The 22,583-nt window shown below is 66.2% G+C and carries 18 protein-coding genes and 1 pseudogene; 7 read left to right on the forward strand and 12 right to left on the reverse strand.

The window, feature by feature from the left end; genetic code table 11:
* Window positions 1-69 precede the first annotated feature (69 nt).
* Window positions 70-514 (reverse strand): annotated as a pseudogene (locus tag L1080_RS27120) (formate dehydrogenase accessory sulfurtransferase FdhD); the annotation flags it as partial.
* Window positions 515-740: 226 nt separating this feature from the next.
* On the opposite strand from L1080_RS27120, the gene L1080_RS27125 reads away from it, so the two are divergent.
* Window positions 741-2,156, forward strand: a complete 1,416-nt coding sequence (locus L1080_RS27125; protein ID WP_250777076.1) for an HNH endonuclease signature motif containing protein — start codon at window positions 741-743, stop codon at window positions 2,154-2,156.
* Window positions 2,157-2,374: 218 nt separating this feature from the next.
* Here the strand turns inward: L1080_RS27125 and L1080_RS27130 are convergent, their stop codons facing one another.
* Genes L1080_RS27130 through L1080_RS27150 form a run of 5 tightly spaced genes read right to left on the reverse strand, consistent with a single transcriptional unit; the run spans window position 2,375 to window position 8,215 of the window.
* Window positions 2,375-4,438: a copper-translocating P-type ATPase gene (locus tag L1080_RS27130; protein WP_250777075.1), complete on the reverse strand. Its 2,064-nt coding sequence runs from the start codon at window positions 4,436-4,438 to the stop codon at window positions 2,375-2,377.
* Window positions 4,439-4,474: 36 nt separating this feature from the next.
* Entirely contained in the window at window positions 4,475-4,792 is a 318-nt protein-coding gene (locus L1080_RS27135) for a metal-sensitive transcriptional regulator (RefSeq protein WP_250777074.1), read from the reverse strand.
* A 2-nt stretch (window positions 4,793-4,794) separates the two neighbouring features.
* A complete protein-coding gene (locus L1080_RS27140; protein WP_250777073.1) occupies window positions 4,795-7,056 on the reverse strand; it encodes a heavy metal translocating P-type ATPase in 2,262 nt (753 codons plus the stop codon).
* Window positions 7,056-7,976 carry a DUF748 domain-containing protein gene (locus tag L1080_RS27145; RefSeq protein WP_250777072.1) on the reverse strand — a complete coding sequence of 307 codons (921 nt, stop codon included), beginning with the start codon at window positions 7,974-7,976 and terminating at the stop codon, window positions 7,056-7,058. Before L1080_RS27145 ends, L1080_RS27140 begins: the two co-directional genes overlap by 1 nt.
* A gap of 32 nt (window positions 7,977-8,008) precedes the next feature.
* The gene (locus L1080_RS27150; protein ID WP_250777071.1) at window positions 8,009-8,215 is read right to left on the reverse strand and encodes a heavy-metal-associated domain-containing protein; all 207 of its coding nucleotides are present in this window, start codon (window positions 8,213-8,215) and stop codon (window positions 8,009-8,011) included.
* Between the two features lie 178 nt (window positions 8,216-8,393).
* Here L1080_RS27150 and L1080_RS27155 point away from each other — a divergent pair, with 178 nt between their 5' ends.
* From L1080_RS27155 to L1080_RS27165, 3 genes are all read left to right on the forward strand, one after another.
* On the forward strand, window positions 8,394-9,824 hold the full coding sequence (locus L1080_RS27155) for an amino acid permease (protein WP_250777070.1): 1,431 nt from the start codon (window positions 8,394-8,396) through the stop codon (window positions 9,822-9,824).
* A gap of 44 nt (window positions 9,825-9,868) precedes the next feature.
* Complete coding sequence (gene ggh / locus L1080_RS27160) at window positions 9,869-11,206, forward strand: glucosylglycerate hydrolase (protein ID WP_250777069.1); 1,338 nt, start codon at window positions 9,869-9,871, stop codon at window positions 11,204-11,206.
* 73 nt (window positions 11,207-11,279) lie between these two features.
* Complete coding sequence (locus tag L1080_RS27165; RefSeq protein WP_109334643.1) at window positions 11,280-12,026, forward strand: glycoside hydrolase family 25 protein; 747 nt, start codon at window positions 11,280-11,282, stop codon at window positions 12,024-12,026.
* 59 nt (window positions 12,027-12,085) lie between these two features.
* Here the strand turns inward: L1080_RS27165 and L1080_RS27170 are convergent, their stop codons facing one another.
* The gene (locus L1080_RS27170) at window positions 12,086-14,155 is read right to left on the reverse strand and encodes a PhoX family protein (protein ID WP_250777068.1); all 2,070 of its coding nucleotides are present in this window, start codon (window positions 14,153-14,155) and stop codon (window positions 12,086-12,088) included.
* Between the two features lie 154 nt (window positions 14,156-14,309).
* Here L1080_RS27170 and L1080_RS27175 point away from each other — a divergent pair, with 154 nt between their 5' ends.
* Both L1080_RS27175 and L1080_RS27180 read left to right on the forward strand, forming a co-directional pair.
* Complete coding sequence (locus L1080_RS27175) at window positions 14,310-15,326, forward strand: PHP domain-containing protein (RefSeq protein ID WP_250777100.1); 1,017 nt, start codon at window positions 14,310-14,312, stop codon at window positions 15,324-15,326.
* 50 nt (window positions 15,327-15,376) lie between these two features.
* Entirely contained in the window at window positions 15,377-16,144 is a 768-nt protein-coding gene (locus tag L1080_RS27180; RefSeq protein ID WP_374435936.1) for an alpha/beta hydrolase, read from the forward strand.
* 41 nt (window positions 16,145-16,185) lie between these two features.
* Here L1080_RS27180 and L1080_RS27185 read toward each other — a convergent pair whose 3' ends face one another.
* The 3 genes from L1080_RS27185 to L1080_RS27195 are packed head-to-tail and all read right to left on the reverse strand — an operon-like array spanning window position 16,186 to window position 19,024.
* Window positions 16,186-16,797, reverse strand: a complete 612-nt coding sequence (locus L1080_RS27185; RefSeq protein WP_250777098.1) for a LutC/YkgG family protein — start codon at window positions 16,795-16,797, stop codon at window positions 16,186-16,188.
* Window positions 16,797-18,275, reverse strand: coding sequence for a LutB/LldF family L-lactate oxidation iron-sulfur protein (locus L1080_RS27190; RefSeq protein WP_250777067.1), 1,479 nt, complete (start codon window positions 18,273-18,275; stop codon window positions 16,797-16,799). Before L1080_RS27190 ends, L1080_RS27185 begins: the two co-directional genes overlap by 1 nt.
* Window positions 18,272-19,024, reverse strand: a complete 753-nt coding sequence (locus L1080_RS27195; RefSeq protein WP_250777066.1) for a (Fe-S)-binding protein — start codon at window positions 19,022-19,024, stop codon at window positions 18,272-18,274. The genes L1080_RS27190 and L1080_RS27195 overlap by 4 nt, the downstream gene beginning before the upstream one ends.
* 77 nt (window positions 19,025-19,101) lie before the next feature.
* On the opposite strand from L1080_RS27195, the gene L1080_RS27200 reads away from it, so the two are divergent.
* Window positions 19,102-19,785: a FadR/GntR family transcriptional regulator gene (locus L1080_RS27200; RefSeq protein WP_250777065.1), complete on the forward strand. Its 684-nt coding sequence runs from the start codon at window positions 19,102-19,104 to the stop codon at window positions 19,783-19,785.
* A 70-nt stretch (window positions 19,786-19,855) separates the two neighbouring features.
* Here the strand turns inward: L1080_RS27200 and L1080_RS27205 are convergent, their stop codons facing one another.
* Both L1080_RS27205 and L1080_RS27210 read right to left on the reverse strand, forming a co-directional pair.
* On the reverse strand, window positions 19,856-20,581 hold the full coding sequence (locus L1080_RS27205; RefSeq protein WP_109334636.1) for an amino acid ABC transporter ATP-binding protein: 726 nt from the start codon (window positions 20,579-20,581) through the stop codon (window positions 19,856-19,858).
* A gap of 4 nt (window positions 20,582-20,585) precedes the next feature.
* Window positions 20,586-22,400 carry an ABC transporter substrate-binding protein/permease gene (locus tag L1080_RS27210; RefSeq protein ID WP_250777064.1) on the reverse strand — a complete coding sequence of 605 codons (1,815 nt, stop codon included), beginning with the start codon at window positions 22,398-22,400 and terminating at the stop codon, window positions 20,586-20,588.
* Between the last annotated feature and the right edge of the window lie 183 nt (window positions 22,401-22,583).

Here is a 22,583-nt window from a genome sequence, read left to right on the forward strand (position 1 = left end):
GGGCCCACCAACACCTGCCCATGAGGGCCTCCTCGCACTGCGCCTACCCCATTCTAGATACCGGCAACCACCTAGTCGCCGAAAAGCGTTTGCCGGCGTCAGGGTGGTTCCGCGGAGGGATTCGACAAGTGTCAGTCCGGTGTCGTGGGCGAGGTCGATCACCAACGAGGAGGGGGCGGAGACGGCGGCAAGGACGGGAATCCCGGCCATCACCGCTTTCTGGGCGAGTTCGAACGACGCCCGACCCGACACCAGCAGGATGCTTCCCCGCAGCGGGATGCGGCCCTGTGCGGTGGCCCAACCGATCAGCTTGTCAACCGCGTTGTGCCGGCCGACATCCTCCTTGACCGTCAGCAGGTCCCCGGTGGCAGTGAACATCGGCCGCGTGCAACCCGCCGGTGGTGTCGAACACCTTCTGCGCCGCCCGCAGGGTGTCCCGGAACATTGCGAGGGTGGCCGAGTCGATGCGCACCGGATCGGTGGCCGAGGAATGCTTCGTGCAGTACCGGATCGCCGCGGTATCCGCCCTGTCGCCGATGATGCACTCGGTGATCAGAAAGACTGTGCGAGTGTCACATCCGAACCGGGACACCCGAGGCAACCAGTGCCAGCCCCTGCTGTGGTGATGAATGAGCCCTACAAATCCGTGATGTTGACCAGTCGGCGCGTTGAGACGGTGTGAGGACGGGTGGGCCGTTCTCGCCATTGACTCGAACAAACGTTCGAGCTAGAATTGCAACATGGGGATCGGGGAGGATATCCAGGGGGCGTTGTCGGACGAGATATTGGCGTCGGACGAGATATTGGCGTCGGACGAGATATTGGCGTCGGACGAGATATTGGCGTCGGACGAGATATTGGCGTCGGACGAGATATTGGCGACTGCGGTCGGTGATGCGTGGCGTCTGGCCGAGGCCGAGTTGCTCGCATCGGTGGTTGCTGTGTCGGAGGAGATTCAGCGACTCGAGGCTTTGCGGGTCAGGCTTGTCGGTGCCGTCGACCACCGCTGCAAGGTCGATGTGCTGGGATTTCCGAACACCAAGATGTGGCTGGCCTCGAAGACGTTGCTCGAGGTGGGTGCGGCGGGACGAATCGTGATGTTGGGACGAGGTTTACGTTCCCAACCGGAAATCGCGGACGCCTACTTCGACACCACTATCTCGGCGGAGCACGCCGCACTGATCATGAAATTCTGCGAGCGGCCGCCCCAAGGCATGCCACTCGAAGCGATGGACGACTGCCGAAACGCATTGCTGTACGCGGCGAGCGGTCCTACCGCCAACACCGACGCCGTGCGTGCCGTCATCGCTCGACTCGAACGCGCCTTCGAATCCGACGACCCGCCGCCCGCCGAAGACACCGAACTCAACGAATTCCACGCCTCCAGAACACTCAACGGACGCGTCGCCGTCAAAGGCGACCTCGACGCCGTCACCGGCGAAATGCTGCTCTCCGCGCTCTCCGGACTCTCCCAGCCGCGACCCGCGCAGGACGGAACCACGGACAACCGCACCCCCGGACAGCGCAGAGCCGACGGATTCACCGAACTGCTGCGCCGGTACCTCAACGCCGCAATCGCCGGCGAAGAAGGCGGAGAACGACCCCACGTCTCCCTCCACATCAACATCAAAGACCTCGCCGACCACGCCAACCACGCCGACGCCAGCGCAGAAGATCAGCGCGGCGCCTGCGCGAGGGACGCGTCGCTGTTCGCGGTCGACGGGGTCGCGTGGACCGAGTGGATGGGACCGCTGAGCCTGCGAGCGGCTCGGCTCCTCAGCTGTGACTCGATCTACACGCCGATCGTGCTCGATGACCACGGCGCGCCACTCGACCTCGGCACCACCACCCGGACAGTGACCAAACGACAACGAAAGGCGCTGGTCGCGAGAGATCGGGGATGCGCATTTCCCGGATGCGGTGCGCCACCATCATGGTGCGAAGGCCACCACATCATTCCGTGGTCCAAAGGTGGGCCCTCCGACATGGACAACCTGGTGCTGCTCTGCGGGTTCCATCACCGACTGCTCCACCACAGCGACTGGGAAATCGAAATGGGAGCAGACCGGCACCCCGTCTTCATCCCGCCCCGGCAAGTCGACTTCGAACGCACACCCATACCCGCGCACAACCAGGCCCGACCCCGAGCGGCCTGACCCGGCGCGCGACACACACTTGCCGACTCTGCAACAGGACCACTCCTGTTGCAGAGCCGTCATGCCGTCATGCCAAGTGCCAAGTGCCAAGTGCCAAGTGCCAAGCGCCGAGCACCGAGCGCCAAGACCAGACGGCATCCGATCGCAGCCCTCACCATCCCCGCCGAGCCTGTTGCTAATAACCAGTTCTCGGCGTCGGTCTACTTCCGATGTCCCGGTCAGGACCGCCCCAGTCGTCGTGGGTCGAGGTCGAGCCGCCGCAGTAACTGGGCGTTGAGCGCGACGACGACGGTGGACACGGACATCAGGATCGCGGCCACTGCCGGTGAGATTGCGACACCGGCGAAGGCGAGCACACCCGCGGCCAGTGGGACGGCGATGATGTTGTATCCGGTTGCCCACACCAGGTTCTGCCACATCTTGCGGTAGCTGGCGCGGGAGAGGTCGATGATCGACAGCACCGCTCGGGGGTCGTCGGCGGCGAGGACGACACCGGCAGATTCGATGGCGACATCCGTTCCCGCGCCGATGGCGACACCCACATCGGCCCGGGCGAGCGCCGGTGCGTCGTTGACACCGTCCCCGACCATCGCCACCCGATGTCCCCGCTGTTGCAGTGCAGCGACTTCGGCGTCCTTGTTCTCGGGCAGTACGTCGGCGAGGGTTTCGTCGATGCCGAGGTCGGCCGCCACGGCGTCCGCCACCTGCCGGGCGTCGCCGGTGATCATCGCGACCTTCACGCCGCGGGCGTGGAGTGCGTCGACGGCCTGCCGCGACTCCGGGCGGACGGCGTCCTCGAGCGCGAGCGCACCCAGAACCGACCCGTCGCGGACCACGTGGAGTACGGAGGCGCCGCGATCGATCCATCCCGCGGTAGTGCGTGTAATCGATTCCGGGGCAACGATGTCGAGTCCGGCAAGCATGGCTGGTCCACCCACCGCGACCGGATGGTCGTCGACGACCGCGCGCACTCCCCGGCCGGGGTCCGAACGAAAATGTGATGCGGCGGCATACATGTTCGCGGGTACCCGGGCGGCGGCTTCGGTGACGATGGCGCGGGCCACGGGATGCTCGCTGTCTGCCTCGACCGCTGCTGCCAGAGCGAGCAGTTCGTTCTCCGTGGTGCCGGCGTCGGCGACGACTCCGGTGACCGCATGCCTGGCCTGCGTCAGCGTGCCGGTCTTGTCGAACAGCACGACGTCCACATTTCGCATGCGCTCGAGTGCGAGACGGTCTTTCACCAGCACACCGGCCTTCGCGGCGCGTTCGGTGGAAATGGCGATGACGAGGGGGATGGCCAGACCAAGGGCATGCGGGCAGGCGATCACCAGAACGGTTACCGTGCGCACGACCGCTTCGTCCACGTTTCCGAGAAGCGACCACACCAGAAAGGTGAAAACGCCGGCGAGCGAGGCGAAGTAGAAGAGGAACGCCGCGGCACGATCCGCGAGGGCCTGGGCGCGGGACGACGAGGCCTGGGCGTCGGCGACGAGACGCTGAATTCCGGCGAGTGCGGTGTCTGCCCCCACGGCGTCGACGTGGACACGGAGGGCGCTGTCAGTGGCGACGGTTCCGGCCACGACCCTGTCGCCGGTGGTGCGGAGGACAGGGGCGGATTCGCCGGTGATCATCGACTCGTCGACCTCTGCCTGCCCGTCCGCCACGGTGCCGTCGGCGGGGACACGGGCGCCTGCGCGCACCAGAACCAGGTCACCCGCTGACAATTCGGAGACGGGCACTTCGGTGATTCCGTCATCGGTCACCTTGTCGGCGGTGTCCGGAAGGAGCGCCGCGAGCGCGTCGAGTGCGCCGGACGCCGAGCCGAGGGCCCGCATCTCCAGCCAATGGCCGAGCAGCATGATGACGATGAGAAGCGCCAGTTCCCACCAGAAGTCGAGGTTGAACCCACCCAGTCCCAGTGTCGTCACCCAGGACGCCAGAAACGCCACCGTGATGGCCATGCTGATCAACAGCATCATGCCGGGCCGGCGCGACTTCAGCTCGGCCCAGCCGCCGGTGAGAAATGGGGCGCCGCCGTAGACGAAAATGGCGGTGCCGAGGACAGGGGGAATCCAGGACGCTCCCGGGAAGTCGGGAACCATGTAGCCGAGGAGGTCGGCGAACATGTGGCTGAACGCCACCACCGGCACCGACAGCAGAAGGCTGACCCAGAACTTCTCCCGGAACATTTCGCCGTGAGCCCCGTGTCCGGCGTGCCGGCCACCGTGTTCCTGGTGCCCGGCGTGCCCGACGTGCGCTTCTTGTTGATGTTGGTGAGACATGGCTGTTCCCTTGGAAGCTGTGCTCGTTTCGGTGGGTCAGGAACGCACCAGGCGCGCGATGGCGTCGGTGGCTTCCTTGATCTTCGCTTCGGCCTCCGGCCCGCCTGCGACGGCGGCGTCGACGACGCAGTGGCTGATGTGGTCGTCGAGCAGACCGAGCGCCACGGCTTGCAGCGCCTTGGTCATCGCGGAAACCTGGGTGAGGATGTCGATGCAGTACTTCTCGTCCTCGACCATCCGCTGAAGACCGCGGGCCTGGCCCTCGATCCGGCGTAACCGCTTGAGGTACTCGTCCTTTCCGCTGATGTAGCCGTGTCCGGCATGCGCGTCGTGCGGGGTATCTGCGGAAGCCATGGTCATCGCTCTTTCGGGTCGGAGGTGAGTGGTTGGAATCGGCGCAGTCGTAAGCTGTTGCTGACCACGAACACCGAGGAGAACGCCATCGCGGCGCCGGCGAGCATCGGGTTGAGCAGACCAGCGGCGGCCAAGGGCAGTGCGGCCACGTTGTAGGCGAAGGCCCAGAAGAGATTGCCCTTGATGGTGCTCAATGTTCTGCGGGACAGGCGAATCGCGTCGGCGGCCGCCCGTAGATCCCCGCGCACGAGGGTGAGGTCGCTGGCCTCGATCGCGACATCGGTTCCGGTGCCCATGGCCAGCCCCAGGTCAGCGTGGGTGAGGGCGGCGGCGTCGTTGACACCGTCACCGACCATCGCGACCACTTTCCCTTCGGCCTGTAGTCGTTTCACCACATCGAGCTTGTCCTGGGGAAGGACTTCCGCGATTACCTCGTCTATGCCGACCTGGGCGGCGATGGCGCGTGCTGCCGATTCGTTGTCGCCGGTCAGCATGATCGGGGTCAGACCCAAACGGCGGAACTGTGACACTGCCTCGCGCGAAGTCGGTTTCACGGAGTCGGCGACTACCAGCACACCGCGGGCCTCACCGTCCCAGCCGATCCCGACCGCGGTGCGGCCCTTCGCTTCCGCCGCGTCCACCACCTCGCGGAGCGCGGCGGGAAGGTGCAGTGACCAATCACGGAGCAACGTCGGTCGTCCGATGACCACCGCATGTCCGTCGATGACACCCTGAACGCCGAGTCCCTCGATGTTGGCGAACTGCTCGACCTCCGGCAACGTGCCGAGTCGGTCCCGCGCGGCGCGTGCGACGGCACGGGCGATGGGATGCTCGGAAGCATCTTCCAAGGCGCCGGCGTACCGCAGGACGGTGCTCTCGTCCGTGCGTCCGTCGGTCACTACGTCGTGCAGCGACATCGTGCCGGTGGTGACGGTGCCGGTCTTGTCGAGCACGACGGTGTCGACGCGGCGGGTGGATTCCAGCACCTCCGGGCCCTTGATAAGTATTCCCAGCTGTGCGCCGCGCCCGGTGCCCACCATCAGGGCGGTCGGAGTCGCGAGGCCGAGGGCGCACGGGCACGCGATGATCAGGACGGCGACCGCGGCTGTGAAGGCTGCAGCGACGGCGCCGCCGGTACCGATCCAGAATCCCAGCGTCGCCACCGACAGCACGATCACGATCGGCACGAAGATTCCGGAGATCCGGTCTGCCAGCCGCTGCACCTGCGCTTTGCCGGTCTGGGCGTCCTCGACCATTTCCGCCATCTGGGCCAGTTGGGTGTCGGAGCCGATCCGGCTGGCCTCGACCACGATTCGGCCCCCGACGTTCACGGTGGCCCCCGCGACCTCGGAGTCGGGCTCCACTTCCACGGGCACCGACTCCCCGGTCAGCATCGACGCGTCGACGGCGGAAGATCCCTCGATGACGACGCCGTCGGTGGCGATCTTCTCACCGGGACGAACCACGAAGCGGTCGCCCACGGCCAGCTTGTCGACGCTGATCAATTGTTCGACTCCGTCGCGCAGCACCGATACTTCCTTGGCGCCCATCTCCAGCAGTGCCCGCAGCGCTGCGCCTGCCCGGCGTTTGGCGCGGGCCTCGAAGTAGCGGCCGGCGAGGATGAAGGTGGTGACACCGGCGGCGGCTTCGAGATAGATGTTGCCGCTACCGTCGATGCGCGCGATCGTCAGCTCGAAGGGGTGTGTCATGCCCGGCATTCCGGCCGTTCCCCAGAACAATGCGTACAAGGACCAGCCGAACGCGGCGAGCGTGCCCATCGACACCAGGGTGTCCATGGTCGCGGTGCCGTGCCGGAGATTGGTCCAGGCGGCTTGGTGGAAGGGCCACGCACCCCAGACCACGACCGGTGCGGCGAGCGTGAGGGAGAGCCACTGCCAGTTGGTGAATTGCAGTGCCGGGACCATCGCCATCGCAATGACCGGAACGGTCAACGCGGCCGAAACCAGGAGTCGCTGTCGCAGGCTCGCGGCGGGATCCTCCTCCTCCATGACGGGTCGCCCGGTCTCGGGCAGGCGCGCCGTGTACCCGGCCTGTTCCACGGTGCTCACCAGGTCGTCGGGGGACACGTCGGCCGAGTAGTGCACCCGCGCCTTCTCGGTGGCGTAGTTGACGGTGGCGGTCACCCCGTCGAGCTTGTTGAGCTTGCGCTCGATGCGGTTGGCGCACGACGCACACGTCATTCCGCCGATCGACAACTCGACCTGGGAGCCCACAGGCGCAGGAACGTCGGTGGTGCGGGTCATCATTCCTCCTCGGAATGTGCGGAGACCGTGAACTCGGCGGTGTGGACCGCCCCGGCATGCTGGAAGTCGAGGAACAAGCGGTACTCGCCGGAGCTGGGTGCGGTGACCGCGAAGTCGATACCGGGCCCCGCGGGGGTCGCACCGTCCCCGGGATGTCCCTCTGGGTGCACGTGTAGATAGCCGAGGTCAGCGGTGCGAAGCGCGACCAGGTGGCCATAGGCGCCGAGGTAGGGCTGCAGGTCGGTGACCGGCGATCCGTCACGACCGACCGCGAGGGTCAGGGTGGAGGTCTGTCCTAGTTCGAGGGTGCCGTTGAGGGTGACGGTGTAGCCGTCGACGGTGGTTGTCGTCTCCGTCGGAGGCAGGGACTGCGGGTCGTAGCTGCCGGCGACCCGCAGGTCGGTACCGAGGGTCAGCGCGTCCCCGCCCGCAGGCATGAAGTCGGCGAACACCCGGTAGTCACCCGCCCGGGCCAGATCGAGTGAGACGCTCCACGTGCCCGACTGGTCGAGGGTCGGGTGAACGTGCTGGTAACCGGTCAGATCGCGGCGCACGGCAATGAGGTGCAGCTGCTTCTCATGCTGGTCGGCGTATCGCGTCACGGGAGTTCCCGTGTGGTCGAGGACGCAGAACTGCACGGGGACGTCGGTGCCGGTGGTGGCGATCGGCGACGACAGTTCCAGGGTGTAGCCGTCCTGCGTTGGTTGCAGTCCCTTCGGTGTCGCGTCAGCGGCTTCCGGGTGTCCTCCGGTGTCGTGGCCTTCGGTGCCGTCGCCCGCGGAACCGTGGCCGGGGTCGTTAGCGGCGTGTGCTGCGGGTTCGTCGATGTCCGGTCCGACCAACGCTCCCACTCCCGTCGCGGCAGCGAAGACGGCGACGAGACCGAGAGTGAAACCGGCGAACTTACCGGTGGCGTTCATGTGGTTACTCCTGCGGACAGGTAGGCGGCGACTCAGCCGGCCACGGAATATCCGGCCTCTTCTACGGCGTCGGCGACGGCGCGCGGATCGAGATCGGTGGTGCTGCCGATGACGACCCTGCCGGTGGCGAGGTCGACGTCCACGGAGGTGACTCCGGGAATGGCGCCGATTTCTTCGCTCACCGACGCGACACAGTGGTTGCAGGTCATTCCGGTGACGATCACGGTCGAAGTGCTCACGGTTGTGCCTTTCTCTCTGGGCTCTCGATGTCCGACTCTGGTAGCTACCATACCCCCCTACCGTATTTACGCAAGGCTCCATGTCGCCGGGTTCGGCGTTTTCCGTCACACGTCGGTCGCAGAAGGTATTGAGTTGTTCTCACCCTGAGTCTCGCGCCACCGGGAAAGGAAGCCGGCGATGTCACTCGTCACGTTGCGAACCCAACTGCTGCGCCGCAAACCGCTCGAGGAGATCGAGGAGGACACGCCTGCCGACGAGCGACTCGCCAAATCGCTCGGGTTGTGGCAGCTCACCGCGATCGGGGTGGGCGGCATCATCGGTGCCGGTGTGTTCTCCCTCGCCGGATCCGTCGCGCACTCGGTGACCGGGCCGGCCGTGTTGATCTCCTTCCTGATCGCGGGAATCGCCAGCGCCGCCGCCGCGCTCTGTTACGCCGAATTCGCGGGCATGATCCCCAAGGCCGGTTCCGCCTACACCTACGGTTACGTCGCCCTCGGTGAAATAGTCGGCTGGTTCATCGGCTGGGATCTGCTCCTCGAGTACGTGGCGGTCGCCGCGGTTGTTGCAATCGGCGTGTCCGGGTACTTCCGGTTCCTACTCGAGCAGATCGGCATCTCCCTGCCCGACTGGATGATGGGTGCACTCGGCACCGGTGACGGTCACGTCTTCGACGTCTTCGCCGCATTGTTCTGCCTCGGCACGGCCTGGGTGCTCTCCCGTGGCATCAAGAGCGTCGGACGATTCGAGACGGTCGCGGTCGCGATCAAGGTGGCGCTCGTCGTGCTGATCATCGTGCTCGGCGTGTTCCACATCGACAGCACCAACTACACCCCCTACTTCCCGTTCGGCACCGCCGCGGTGATGACCGGAGCGGCGACCGTGTTCTTCGCCGTCTTCGGCTACGACGCGATGAGCACCGCCGCCGAGGAGTCGAAGGAAGCGAAGAAGCACCTGCCCAAGGCGATCCTGTACTCGCTCGGCATCGCGATGGTCCTGTACGTGCTCGCGACCCTGGTGCTCACCGGAATGCAGAAGTACACCGAGATCAGCCCTGACAGCGGCTTCTCCACCGCATTCGAATCCGTCGGGATGCCCGGAGTCGCGAACATCATCGCAGTCGGCGCCATCGTCGGCATCATCACCGTGGTGCTCACCTTCATGCTCGGCGTGACCCGGGTGTGGTTCGCGATGAGCAGGGACGGCCTGCTGCCCGAATGGTTCGCCAAGACCCATCCGGTGCGGAAGGTGCCCACTCGGGTCACCTGGATCGTGGGCGTCGGCTCCGCACTGATGGCCGGCTTCCTGCCCATCAACACGGTGGCTGAGCTGACCAATATCGGCATCCTGTCGGCCTTCATCGTCGTCTGCATCGCAGTGGCCGTCCTACGGCATACCCGCCCCGAGGTGCCCCGCTCCTTCCGGTTGCCGTTCATGCCGGTGGTGCCCATCATCGGTGTGGTCTTCTCCGGGTGGCTCATCCTCTCCCTCCCCTGGGAGACCTGGCTGCGATTCGGAATCTGGCTTATCCTCGGCCTGCTCGTGTACTTCTTCTACTCCCGGACGCACTCGAAACTCGAGTCCAGCGAACCGGTGTCGCCGGCTTCATAGCCCGACGGCGCGCAATCCGACGGAACCCGCAGCACAATGGTGCGATGGCGGACCCCGGATTCACCCCGACACAGCTCGCAGCGCGTGCTGCGTATCTGCTTCGCGGCAACGACCTGGGCACGATGACCAGCGCGGCGCCACGCCTGTACCCACACATGTGGAGCTGGGACGCAGCGTTCGTTGCTGTCGGACTGGCGCCGCTGAGCGTCGAACGAGCCGTCGTCGAACTCGACACCCTGCTGTCGGCGCAATGGAAGAACGGGATGATTCCGCACATCGTGTTCGCGAACGGGGTGGACGGCTACTTTCCCGGGCCGGCCAGGTGGGAGACCGCGACGCTCGCGGCGCACGCCCCGAACGGGCCGCAGACGTCCGGCATCACGCAACCACCTGTCCATGCCATCGCCGTGCAGCGCATCCTCGACCATTCACGCCGGCACGGGCGCACCACCCGCGCCGTGGCCGAGGAATTCCTCGACCGTCGCTGGCCCGACCTCGTCCGCTGGCACCGCTGGCTGGCCCACGCGCGCGACCTCGACGGCAACGGCCGGATCGCCCTGTTTCACGGCTGGGAGTCGGGCATGGACAACTCGCCGCGCTGGGACCGCTCGTACGCCAACGTGGTGACCGGAACGATGCCGAAGTACTTGCGGGAGGATCTGACCGTCGTCGCGGACACGTCGCAGCGTCCGTCCAACGGCGAGTACGACCGCTACCTGTGGCTGCTCGAGGAAATGAAGAGCGTCCGCTACGACGACGAAGAACTGGCCACCGCCATGAGTTTCGCCGTCGAGGACGTGTTCGTCAGCGCGGTCTTCTCGATGGCGTGCGAAGTCCTCGCCACCATCGGTGAGGAGCACTCGATGCCGAATTCCGACGTGCGGGAGCTGCACGGCTGGGCCGGACGCTTCCGCCAGGGCGTGCTCACCACCACCGACGAACGGTCCGGCGCCGCACGGGACTTCGACCTGCGGAGCGGAAAGTGGATTTCCACCGAAACCCTCGCCATGTTCTCGCCGCTGCTGTGCGGCGGTTTGAGCCGGGACGCCGAGCGAGCCCTGTTGCGCACCTTCGAGGGTCCGAAATTCTGTGGACACCCCGATCTCCGGTATGCGGTGCCGCCGTCGACATCCCCGGTGTCGCGCGACTTCCGGTCCCGTGAGTACTGGCGCGGTCCGGTGTGGCCGGTGATGACCTGGCTGTTCTCTTGGGCTTTCGCACGGCGCGGGTGGGCGGAACGCTCGCACATGCTCCGATCCGAAGGCTTGCGACAGGCCAGCGACGGCAGCTTCGCCGAGTACTACGAACCGTTCACGGGCGAACCCCTGGGCAGCATGCAGCAGTCGTGGACCGCCGCCGCGGTGCTGGACTGGTTGGGCTGACCCAGCCGTGAGTACTTATTAACACTCCGCGGTTAACAAGTACTCACAGGCGCGAAGCGCTAACCTCGGGCGCATGGATATCGGGGAGAACGTCCGAAAGCTGTCCAAAATCGCACCAATTCTCGTCGCGGGGGCTGTTGCGGCGGCGGTGCCGGGGATTGCCGCCGCCGAACCCGTCAGGGGGCCCGACGTCGCTTCCTGGCAACATCCGGGCGGTTCGCCGATCGACTGGTTCGCCGTCCGCAACGCCGGCCACGACTTCGCAATGGTGAAGGCCACCGAGAGCTTGAACTACGTCAATCCGTTTTTCGTGCAGGACTGTCTGGCCATGCGGGTGGCCGGGGTGTCCCGCGGCGCTTATCACTACGCCGATCCCACTCAGTCACCGGAAGCGCAGGCCGCCTTCTATTCGACGGTGGTGCTGGGCATCAACGGCCCCGGCGACATGCCACCGGTTCTGGACATCGAGCATTCCGGTGGGTTACCGCCCGCCGCGTTGATCGATTGGACGCACCGCTACCTGAACACGGTGCGGGCGCTCACCGGACGCCAGCCGATCATCTACACGTATCCCAACTTCTGGCGCACGGCGATGGCCGACACCCACGAATTCGCCGGGTATCCCCTGTGGATCGCCGATTACAACGGGCAGAACGCCCCTGGACCGCTTCCGGGTGGCTGGAACACGTGGAGCTTCTGGCAGTACACCAGCACCGGCCGCATCCCCGGTGTCAACGGCAACGTCGACCTCAACGTCTACAGCGGAGCGCAGGGCGATTTCGCCCGGTACTCCAACAGCGCGTCGCCGTTCGGCAGTTAGGCACACCTGTCGGTTGACCCCGGGCGCCTCGGCGAGCCGCCCGGGGCCAACTTCCGGGGTCAGGCGCCGATCCTGCCGCCCGACTTCCACACGGCGACGACAGCGGGCCGCGGCTGCGAAGCTCCACCATCGGGCCAGTGTGAGGCGGGGTTGTCGGCGCTGGCGTCGTCGGATTCACCCGGGTGCTGCACACACACGACCACCCGATCCTCGTCGACGATCGGCCCGCACGTCTCGGCGCCCTTCGGCACCGACAGGAACTGTTTGGTTTCGCCACGGTTCGCGCCGTCGAGGGTGACGCTGAACAGTCCGTCGTTCGATTTCAGCGCGTTGCCGTCGGTGGAGATCCACAGATTGCCGTGCGCGTCGAACGCCAGGTTGTCGGGGCAGGAGATGGGGCTGACGTTCTCCTTGTCGAACCCGCCGAAGTAGGTGTCGGCTTCTTTCGGGTCACCGCAGACGAGCAGCAGATTCCAGGTGAACGACGTGCCGGCGTGGTCGTCGGTGAGCTCGAGAACCTGGCCGTTCTTGTTGTTGTTGCGGGGATTCGCCTCATCGGCGGCAGCAGCGCCGTCGACGCCTCGCTTGGTGTTGTTGGTCAGCGCCACATACACCTTGCCCGTCTTCGGGTTCGGCTCGAAGTCCTCGGGGCGGTCCATCTTGGTGGCGCCGACCTTGTCGCCGGCCTCGCGGGTGAAAACCGCGACCTCCTCGGCGCTCATGCCGTCGACGAGGGACTCGCCCCTGCCGTCTTCGCCGGTGCGAAGCAACGGAATCCACTCGCCGGTGCCGTCGAAGGAACCGCTCGACGGCAGCGTGCCGGAGCCGTCGATCTCATCCGGGGAATTGCCGGTGAACTTGGCGACGTACAGGGTGCCGGCGTCGAGCAATGTCATGTTGTGGCGCACGGCCGCCTGGCTGTTGCCGTCCATCATCTTTCGGCTGGAAACGAACTTGTACATGTAGTCGAAACGCTCGTCGTCCCCGCTGTAGGCCACCACGGTGCCGTCGTCGGTGACGTGGATGGTCGCGGCCTCGTGCTTGAACCGGCCGAGTGCGGTGTGCTTGACCGGCGCGGACGCGGCATCCCACGGGTTCACCTCGACGACGTACCCGAAGCGGTTCACCTCGTTCGGGTCCTGCGTCAGGTCGAAACGGCGGTCGAAACGCTCCCACTTACGTTCGGAGGCAGCACCTTCCAGTCCGTAACGCTTCAAGCGTGCGGCGACGACCGGGTCGGTGACCAGTTCGGCGTTCGCGAAGTACTGGTTGAAGTTCTCCTCACCCGACAGCACCGTGCCCCATGGCGTGAGGCCGCCGGAGCAGTTGTTGAGGGTGCCGAGGACCTTGGTGCCGGTCGGATCGGCAGACGTCTTCAGGAAGTCGCTGCCGGCCGCGGGCCCCGTGACGACGAACTCGGTGGTCGCGGTGATGCGCCGGTTGTAGGGTCCGAATCCGGGAGTGAGCTTGCCGGAGCCGCTCTCCCCCTTCACCTGCAGCACGGACAGTCCATGGGCGGCGAGTGCGATCTGGAATTGTTCGGGAGACGGATTGTCGGCGTCGTACCCCTTGAACATGAACGGTTCGCTGCTGTACTCGTGATTGACCACCAACAGGAACGTGTCGGGCTGGCCGTCGACGGGGAGGAGTCCGGCGAAGTCGTTGTTGTATCCGAACTGTTGCGCCTGCGCGGCCGCGGTCTGATTGTCGAAGTCGAATGCGGGTGCGCCGGCGAGGACCGGGTCACCCCAGCCGATCACGACCGCCTGCTCGTATCCGTCGGGGACGACGACGGCGTCCTCGGTGTTCGGGGCCACGGCCGTGAAGTTAGTGCCGTTCGGCGCGGCATTGTCCGAGCCCCCTGTGCTCGAACTACTGCCGCTGTCCGAGTCGGTCGAACATGCTGCGAGCGCACTGCCCGCACCCACGGCGAGCACCGCCATCCCGGCACCGCGCAGGACGCCCCTCCGGGAGAGTGCCGCGCGGGCGATGTCGCGGAAGTACTCACCCTGCGAATCGTTGGGCACGTCGTGGGAGCAGGCGTTACCGCACTTGTACTGGCAGGTGACGGCGGCGCGCGACGACACGCCGTCGTGGGTGACGAACAGTGCGAGGGGTTTCAGGCTCACCGTGGCTCCCGATTAGAAGTGGAATAACTTCGGCACCGTAGAAGTCGTAAGCAAGGGAAAGGGAACACCTGCGTGAACGGGCGACGAACGAGGCGACCCTAAGTCGTTGCTTCTACGTCTGGCGGACGGCCTGTCGGCCGTGCACCATGGAGAGATGGACCCGGTGGAGGCGCTGCGGGAAATAGCGTTCTGGCTCGAGCGCTCACGTGCCGAGACCTACCGGATTGCCGCTTTCCGGCGGGCCGCGGACGTGGTCGCGAATCTGTCGGCCCGGGAGCGAGCCGCCCAGCAGAGCGACAACTGGAAGTCGCTACCCGACGTCGGGGCCGAAGCCGCCGCGATCATCCGGGAGTGCGCGGAGTCGGTGCCGCCCTATCTCACCTACCTGCGGAGTTCCGCCGAGCCGATCGGGCTCGGCGGCATGGAACTACTCGACGCCCTCCGCGGCGACCTGCACACGCATTCGGACTGGTCGGACGGCCGGTGCCCGATCAAGGAAATGATGCGCCGGGCGGCCACCCTGGGGCACGAGTACTGCGCGCTGACCGATCACTCGGCGCGACTGACGGCCGCCAACGGACTGACGTCGGAGCGGCTGCTCGCCCAGTTGAGCGTGATCGCCGAATTGAATGCGGAGCTCGCGCCGTTCCGCGTCCTGACCGGCATCGAGGTCGACATCCTCGACGACGGGTCCCTCGACCAGGACGACGATCTGCTCGCGGACCTCGATGTCGTCGTCGCCAGTGTGCACTCCCACCTCGACAGCGACCGTGCCACGATGACGAAGCGGATGGTGCAGGCGGTCAAGTCTCCACACGTCGATGTTCTGGGGCATTGCACCGGACGACTCGTCGCGGGAAACAGGGGCACGCGGCCCGAATCGAAGTTCGATGCGGAGAAGGTATTCGACGCGTGCCGCGAGCACCACACAGCGGTGGAGATCAACGCCCGGCCCGAGCGGCGGGATCCGCCCGGCCGCCTGATCGATCTCGCGCTCGCGAGCGGCTGCCTGTTCTCCGTCGACACCGACGCCCACTGCACCGGTCAGCTCGCGTGGCAGGGCTACGCCTGTGAACGCGCCGCCGAACGCGGCGTCGAGCCGGCGAACGTGATCAACACTCTGCCCGTGACCGAGCTGCTGGCGTGGACCGGCTCATCCCACCGGCACTGACTCGTGGCCTGCTCATTGCGCTCACGGTCGCCGCGTTGCTGATCGCTGCCATGTGGGTGTTGCAGCGAAAGCTGATCTACTTCCCCGACGCCGCCCCGGTGCCCTCGGCCCTACAGCTGTTCACCCGCGCCGAGGACGTCACACTGACGACGTCGGACGGCCTCGAGCTGGGCGCCTGGTACGTCCCACCGGTCGGTGCGAGCCGGGAGGTGACCGTGCTCGTCGCCAACGGGAATGCGGGTAACAGGGCGGATCGGGCGTTGTTGGCGTCCGACCTGGCGGACGCCGGTTTCGCCACCCTGCTCTTCGACTACCGCGGGTACGGCGGCAACCCGGGTGAGCCCAGCGAGAAAGGGCTGGCACTCGACGTCCGTGCGGCCTACCGGCACCTGGTCGACGACCGCCGGGTGCCCCGCGAACGGTTGCTCTACTTCGGTGAAAGCCTCGGCACCGGTGTGGTCACCGAACTCGCCACCGAACATCCGCCGGCGGGGATGCTGCTGCGATCACCGTTCGTCGACCTTGCCTCGCTCGGGGCCCGGCACTACCCGTTCCTGCCGGTCCGGTTGCTGCTGCGCGACCGATTCCCGGTCGCGGAGTCGGTGGCACGAGTCGACGTGCCCACCACCGTGGTCTACGGGACGGCCGACACCATCGTGCCTCCCGACCACAGCGAACGGGTCGCCGACGCCGCCCGCGGACCGGTCGAGCGGGTGGCACTGCCAGGCGTGGGGCACAACGACGCCGTGATGTTCGGCGGTGCCACCATCGTCGACGCCACCGTGGCCCTCGCCGAGAGGGCGCTCCGCGCCCCGTGAGCCTTTTTGGTAGCCCCGGCAACCAGAAAGGCGCACAGGCGTTAGCGCACGATCACGACGTCCAGGGTGCGGGGGCCGTGGACGCCTTCGACGCGGTTGAGCTCGATGTCGCTGGTGGCGCTGGGGCCGCTGATGAACGTGAGCGGCCTGGTCGGGTCGAGGGCGTGGAAGGCCTGCGGCACGGTGTCGACGATCTGGTCGGCACGGATGACGCAGATGTGGTGATCGGGGACCAGGGTCAGTGCCCGTCTGCCCTGACCGACGCCGCCGTCGAGAACAATTGTCCCGGTGGCCGCGATACCCAGCGTGCACCCGGTGACGACGACCTCGATCGCGTCGAGTTCGAGCGTCGACAATTCCGCGGGTGCACCGTCGACGACGACGCCACGTCGTGGTCGCCACGACTCCGGCAGATCCGCTGGGACGACGGCGCGCGCTCCTTCTGCGATCAGCCCGGTGACGATCTCGGCGACCATGGTCTCGTCGGCGCGATGGACCTGGGCGCGGTAGTCGTCGACGGTGTGGGCGAACTTCTCGACGTCTCCCGGACCGGACATCGGCTTCCGGTGATAGTCGCGGGACACAGGCTCGGGAGTGGGTGCATCACCGATCGCCGATCGAATCCTGGCCAGTATCACGTTGCGGGCGTCCATCATTCAGTGTCCTCGTGGGTGCGGGCCCACCGCTGCCGGAAGGTTTCCTTCGGTGGGGAGGGCAGGTCTCGGCTCGACGTCCACTTCGATCCCGGGTACGGCAGCGACGTGATGCGTCCCTTTTTCCCGCCGAGCATTCGGCCGATCTTGGACGCCGTCTCGGCGGCGGCGAACCGCTTCTCCGATCCCATCACGAACCCGGCGGCCTTCATCGCGAGGTCCTGCCCGCCGGGGAGGCCGTGCCGTTCCGCATCGACTTGCTCGGCCCGCAGATGTACCAGGATGCTCGGGATGTCGATGCGTACGGGGCAGGCGTCGAAGCACGCACCGCACAGTGTCGACGCATAGGGCAGTGAGGCATTGGGGTCGTCGTGGCCGGTGGTGCCGGTGAGTTGCGGGCTGAGGATCGCGCCGATCGGCCCGGGATAGACGGAGCCGTACGCGTGTCCGCCTGCCCGCTCGTAGACGGGGCACACGTTCAGGCAGGCGCTGCACCGAATGCAGTGCAGGGCTGAGCGTCCCACGTCGTCGGCGAGAACGTTGGTGCGACCGTTGTCGAGCAGGACGACGTGGAAGTTCTGCGGTCCGTCACCGGGATGAACGCCGGTCCACATGGAGGTGTAGGGATTCATGCGTTCGGCCGTCGACGAGCGGGGAAGCAGTTGCATGAAGACTTCGAGGTCGGTGAACGTCGGGACCAGTTTCTCGATGCCCATCAGCGTGATCAGGGTGTCGGGGAGGGTGAGGCACATCCGTCCGTTGCCCTCCGATTCCACCACCGCGAGGGTCCCGGTTTCGGCGACCCCGAAGTTCGCGCCACTGATCGCCACCTTGGCGGAGAGGAACTTTCGCCGAAGGTGTGCCCGGGCGGCCATTGCCAGCGCCCGCGGATCGTCGGTGATGCCGGCATCGATGTCCGGCATCGACTTCAAGAAGATCTCGCGGATTTCGGCGCGATTGCGGTGGATGGCGGGGACCAGGATGTGGCTCGGCTTGTCGTGTCCGAGTTGCACGATCAGCTCGGCGAGGTCCGTCTCGATCGCCGCGATCCCGTTCTCCTCGAGGTACTCGTTCAGGCCCGTCTCCTGGGTGGCCATCGACTTGACCTTCACGACCTCGTCGGATCCGGTGGCCCGGACGAGGTCGGTGATGATCCGATTGGCCTCTTCCGAGTCGCGCGCCCAGTGGACGGTTCCGCCACGGGCGGTGACGTTTTCCTCGAATTGCACCAACAGTTCCGGCAGCCGGGACATCACCTGCTCCTTCAGTGCACTGCCCGCTCGGCGCAGCTCCTCCCAGTCGTCGACCTCGGCGACCGCGGCGATGCGCTTGTTTCGGATGGTGGTGGTTGCCGCCCCCAGGTTGGCACGCAGTTGGGTATCGGCGAGTGACTTCCGCGCTGCGTCGGGGAATGATTCTGTGCCCCGGATGTTTCCGGTGCCCGCATGGAAGGTGGGCGAGCCGAGGAACGTGGTCATGCGTTACTCCCGATCTTCTCGGTGCTAGCCAGGATCTCGGCGAGGTGGACGGTGCGCACTCCACTGCGTAGCCGGGACAGTCCGCCGCCGATGTGCATCAGGCAGGACGAGTCGCCGGCGCTGCACACCTCGGCGCCGGTACGGAGCACGTTGCCCATCTTGTCGGCGAGCATGGCCGTCGAGGTGTCGGAATTCTTCAGGGCGAAGGTTCCGCCGAAACCGCAACAGGAATCGGCGGCGGGAAGTTCGATCAGCGTCATTCCGCGAACCGCGCGGAGCAGTTGCAGGGGTTTGTCGCCCACCCGCAACATCCGGAGCGAGTGGCAGGTGGGGTGGTAGGTGACGCGATGCGGGTAGTAGGCGCCGACGTCGGTGACACCCAGAACGTCGACCAGCAGCTCCGACAGCTCGTATGTCCGGGCAGCGAGATCCTCGGCACGCGAGGCGAGGGACTCGTCCCCGTAGCGCCGCGCCACCATTGCATGCTGATGGCGGACGGACCCGACACACGAACCGGACGGCGCGACCGCCACATCCCAGGATTCGCTCGCGAACGCCTCGACGTGGTGGCGGACCAGCGGCAGCGCCTCGGCCTGGTAACCGGTGTTGACGTGCATCTGCCCGCAGCACGTCTGCTTCGGCGGAAACACCACCTGGTGGCCGAGGCGTTCGAGCAGCCGGACGGTGGCGGTGGCGCAGTCGGGAAACAGGGCATCCGCCAGGCACGTAGCGAACAAGGCGATCTTCATCGGTCCTCCAACCGGGTGGGCTGTGGTCTGACCACAGTAGCGCACTGTGGTCAGACCACACCAGGTAAGCTCCGACTGTGCGTACACACGAGGTGGTCCTGCAGCGGATCGAGCGGGATCTGTCGGAAGGAAAACTCGTGGTCGGCGGCCGATTGCCCGCCGAACGTGCGCTCGCCGAAGAGCTCGGGGTCGGCCGCTCCTCCGTCCGGGAGGCCATGCGAGTGCTCGAGGCGATGGGCATCGTCCGGACGGCGGTGGGTTCGGGTCCGGACTCGGGGGCAATCGTGGCGGCAGATCCCGCCGCGTCCATCGGAGTGGCCCTGCGACTGCACATGGCGACGCACACCCTGCCGATCCGCGACGTCGTCCAGACACGCATCCTGCTGGAGTCGTGGGCGGTGCAGGAGGCCGCCGAACGGGCAGGCGAACTCGACCTCCAGGGGCTCGATGCACTACTCGACGCCATGGACGACGAAACCCTGACGCCGGAGGCCTTCCACCGGCTCGACGCCGATCTGCACGTCGCGATGGCCGCGCTCGCAGGCAACGTCCTCGTCGAGGCCATGATGGTCTCGCTCCGCGAATCGATTTCCGGCTACGTCATGCAGGCCGTCCCACAGCTCGACGACTGGAACGAGGTCGCGCAGAACCTGCGCTGCGAGCACCGCGCCATCGTCACCGCCCTACGCCGCGGGCACGGCACCAAGGCGTCCACCCTCGTCCGCGAACACATCGAGGGGTTCTACGGGCTGATTCGATAGGCGGCTCCGCCGCTTGTGCGCCTTTCTGGTTGTCCCAGCTACCAGAAAGGCGCACGAGCCGCACAGCGGCCTACAGCACCTGGGACAGGAACTGCTGCAGTCTCTCGGTCTGGGGTTTGTCGAAAAGCTGCTCCGGCGTACCGGTTTCGACCACAGCACCGTGATCCATGAACAGCACCGTGTCCGACACCTCACGGGCGAAGCCCATCTCGTGGGTGACCACGACCATGGTCATGCCGCCCTTGGCGAGGTCGGCCATCAACGCGAGAACCCCCTTCACCAGTTCGGGGTCGAGCGCGGAGGTGGCCTCGTCGAAGAACATCACCTCGGGTTTCATGGCCAGCGCCCGGGCGATCGCGACCCGCTGTTGCTGACCGCCCGACAGGTTGCCCGGCCGCGAATCGGCCTTGTGCGCCAGCCCCACGAGCTCGAGCTGTTCGAGCGCCAGCGTCCGCGCCTCCTCTTTGGACAAGCCTTTGAGCTTGCGCGGGCCGAGTGCGATGTTGTCGACGACGGTCTTGTGCGGGAACAGGTTGAACTGCTGGAACACCATGCCGATCTGCTGCCGCAACGTGTCCGGGTTGTCTTTCAGCACCGACTTGCCGTCGATCAAAATATCGCCCTGATCGGGTTCGTGTAGGCGGTTGAGCACTCGGAGCAGGGTGGACTTTCCGGAACCGGACGGGCCGATCACGGTGACGGTGTCCCCGGCGTCGACGTGGATGTCGACGCCGCGGAGCACCTTGTTGGTGCCGAATGCGAGGTGCAGGTTGGTGCCAGTGAGAGAGACGGCCATCGCCTTATCCCCTTTCCACGACGATGGACTGCTCCACCGGATCGAGCGTGCCGGACGTGTCGGCGCGGCCGGTGCGCAGACGGTGGTCGATGTAGTTGACGAGGTGCGTCAGCGGAATCGTCATAGCGAGATAGAACAGGCCGGCTGCGACGAGGGGTGACAGGTTTCCGGTTTGCGCGTTGAGATCGCGGCCCACTGCGAACAATTCGCGCTGCGTGACGAGCAGGCCGAGGAAGTAGATGAGCGACGAGTCCTTGATGAGGGAGATGAACTGGTTCATCAGTGCGGGCAGCACCCGTCGCACACCTTGGGGGATCACCACCAGGGTCATCGACTTGCGGTAACTGAAACCCAGGGCCCTGGCGGCCTCGAGCTGCCCCGGTTCGACGCTCTGGATTCCGGACCGGAAGATCTCACCGATGTAGGCGGACGCCAGCAGCGACAGTGCGGCGGCCCCCAGCCAGTACGGGTTGTTTCCGGTGAGGCCTCTCACCACCGGTCCCACACCGAGCCCGACGATGAGGATGATCACCACGGCGGGAAGCCCACGGAACACGTCGGTGTAGACCCGCGCCGGCCACCGCAGCCACCGCGTGCGGGAGATTCCGGCGATCGCGAGCAGCATGCCCAGCACGGTGCCGACGATGCCGGACGCCAACGCGAGAATCAGGGTATTCGGCAGGCCGGTTTTCAGTAGATCGGGGAATGCTCGCGCGTACAGGTCCCAGTCGAAGAACGTGTCCTTCAGCTGTGCCAGTGTCGACTTCGGTTCGTTCACCGGGGTCTCGGCGTCGGTTTCGATGTTCTCGGCGGCGAGCGCCGCGAAGTCGGGCAGGTCCGGCATCGGCGCTGCCTTGCTGCCGGGCTTCCACCCTTCGGGCAGCTCGCGAGGCACCCAGTCCGAATACAGTTCCGCCCACGTGCCGTCCTCGATGGTCGCGTCGAGACCGGAGTTCAGCGCGTCGATCAGAGGCTGGTTCTCCTTCGCGACAGCCCACCCGACGAAGTTGTTGACACTGAATGTGTTCTGCGCGATCGACGTCGGATCCCCCGGCGCGATGGCGCCTTCCGCCTGTTGCGACGGCGCCACCCATGCGTCGATCTGCCCCGACTTCAGGTTCGCATACGCCGTGGCGTAGTCGGGAAACTTCACCGGGTCGAGCTTCAGTGTGTTGACGACGTAGTCGTCCTGCACGGTGCCCTGCACGACACCGATGCGGGTGGACGAGTTCAGGTCGTCGAAGCCCTTGATGGGTCCGCCGTTGGGGACGACAAGGGAGAAATACCCGAAGTCGTAGCCGTTGGTGAAGCCGACGGTATTACGCCGCTCGTCCGTCGTCGTGATCGAGGACGATCCGACGTCGAATCGTCGCCCCGACACCTGCGCGAGGAGTCCGGCGAATTCGGTGCCGACGAAGTCGACGCGCAGACCGAGCTTCGCGGCGACGGCCTTCAGGAGTTCGTTGTCGTATCCAGTGAACTGGTTCTCGGCGTTGACACAGATGCTCGGGGGTGCGTCCGACAGCGTGCCCACAGTCAGAACGCCGGGGGTAATGAGGTTCAGCTTCGACGTATCGATCTGGTTCAGCGGGGTGACATCGGCCGTGGTGTAGCGGTCTTCCGCGCCGGCGCCCGCCGATGCGTCGAGGTTGGTGGGCGCAGCGGTCGCGGCGCCGACACCCGGTGGTGCACACAGATCCTGTGGCGCCGCCCCCGAAGAACTGCTGTCGCTCGAACACGACGACAGGGTCAGCGCTATCAGGGCGGTCAGCAACAATGCCACCACCACACGGATCTTCGCTCCCACGGAAGAAAACATGGTGAGCAGCGTAACCCCGGCGGTGGCTGATGAGCGGTGTCGGAAGACGCGTGAGCGACGCCCGTCACTCCTCTCGTTTGGCACACATACAAGAGGAAGCGGCTTCGCCACCCGTGCGCCTTTTTGGTAGCTGGGACAACCAGAAAGGCGCACGGGCCGCAGGCCTTGACAGGATATGAGCCC

The organism is Rhodococcus sp. MSC1_016 (assembly GCF_023667485.2).
GTDB lineage: Bacteria > Actinomycetota > Actinomycetes > Mycobacteriales > Mycobacteriaceae > Rhodococcus_F > Rhodococcus_F oxybenzonivorans.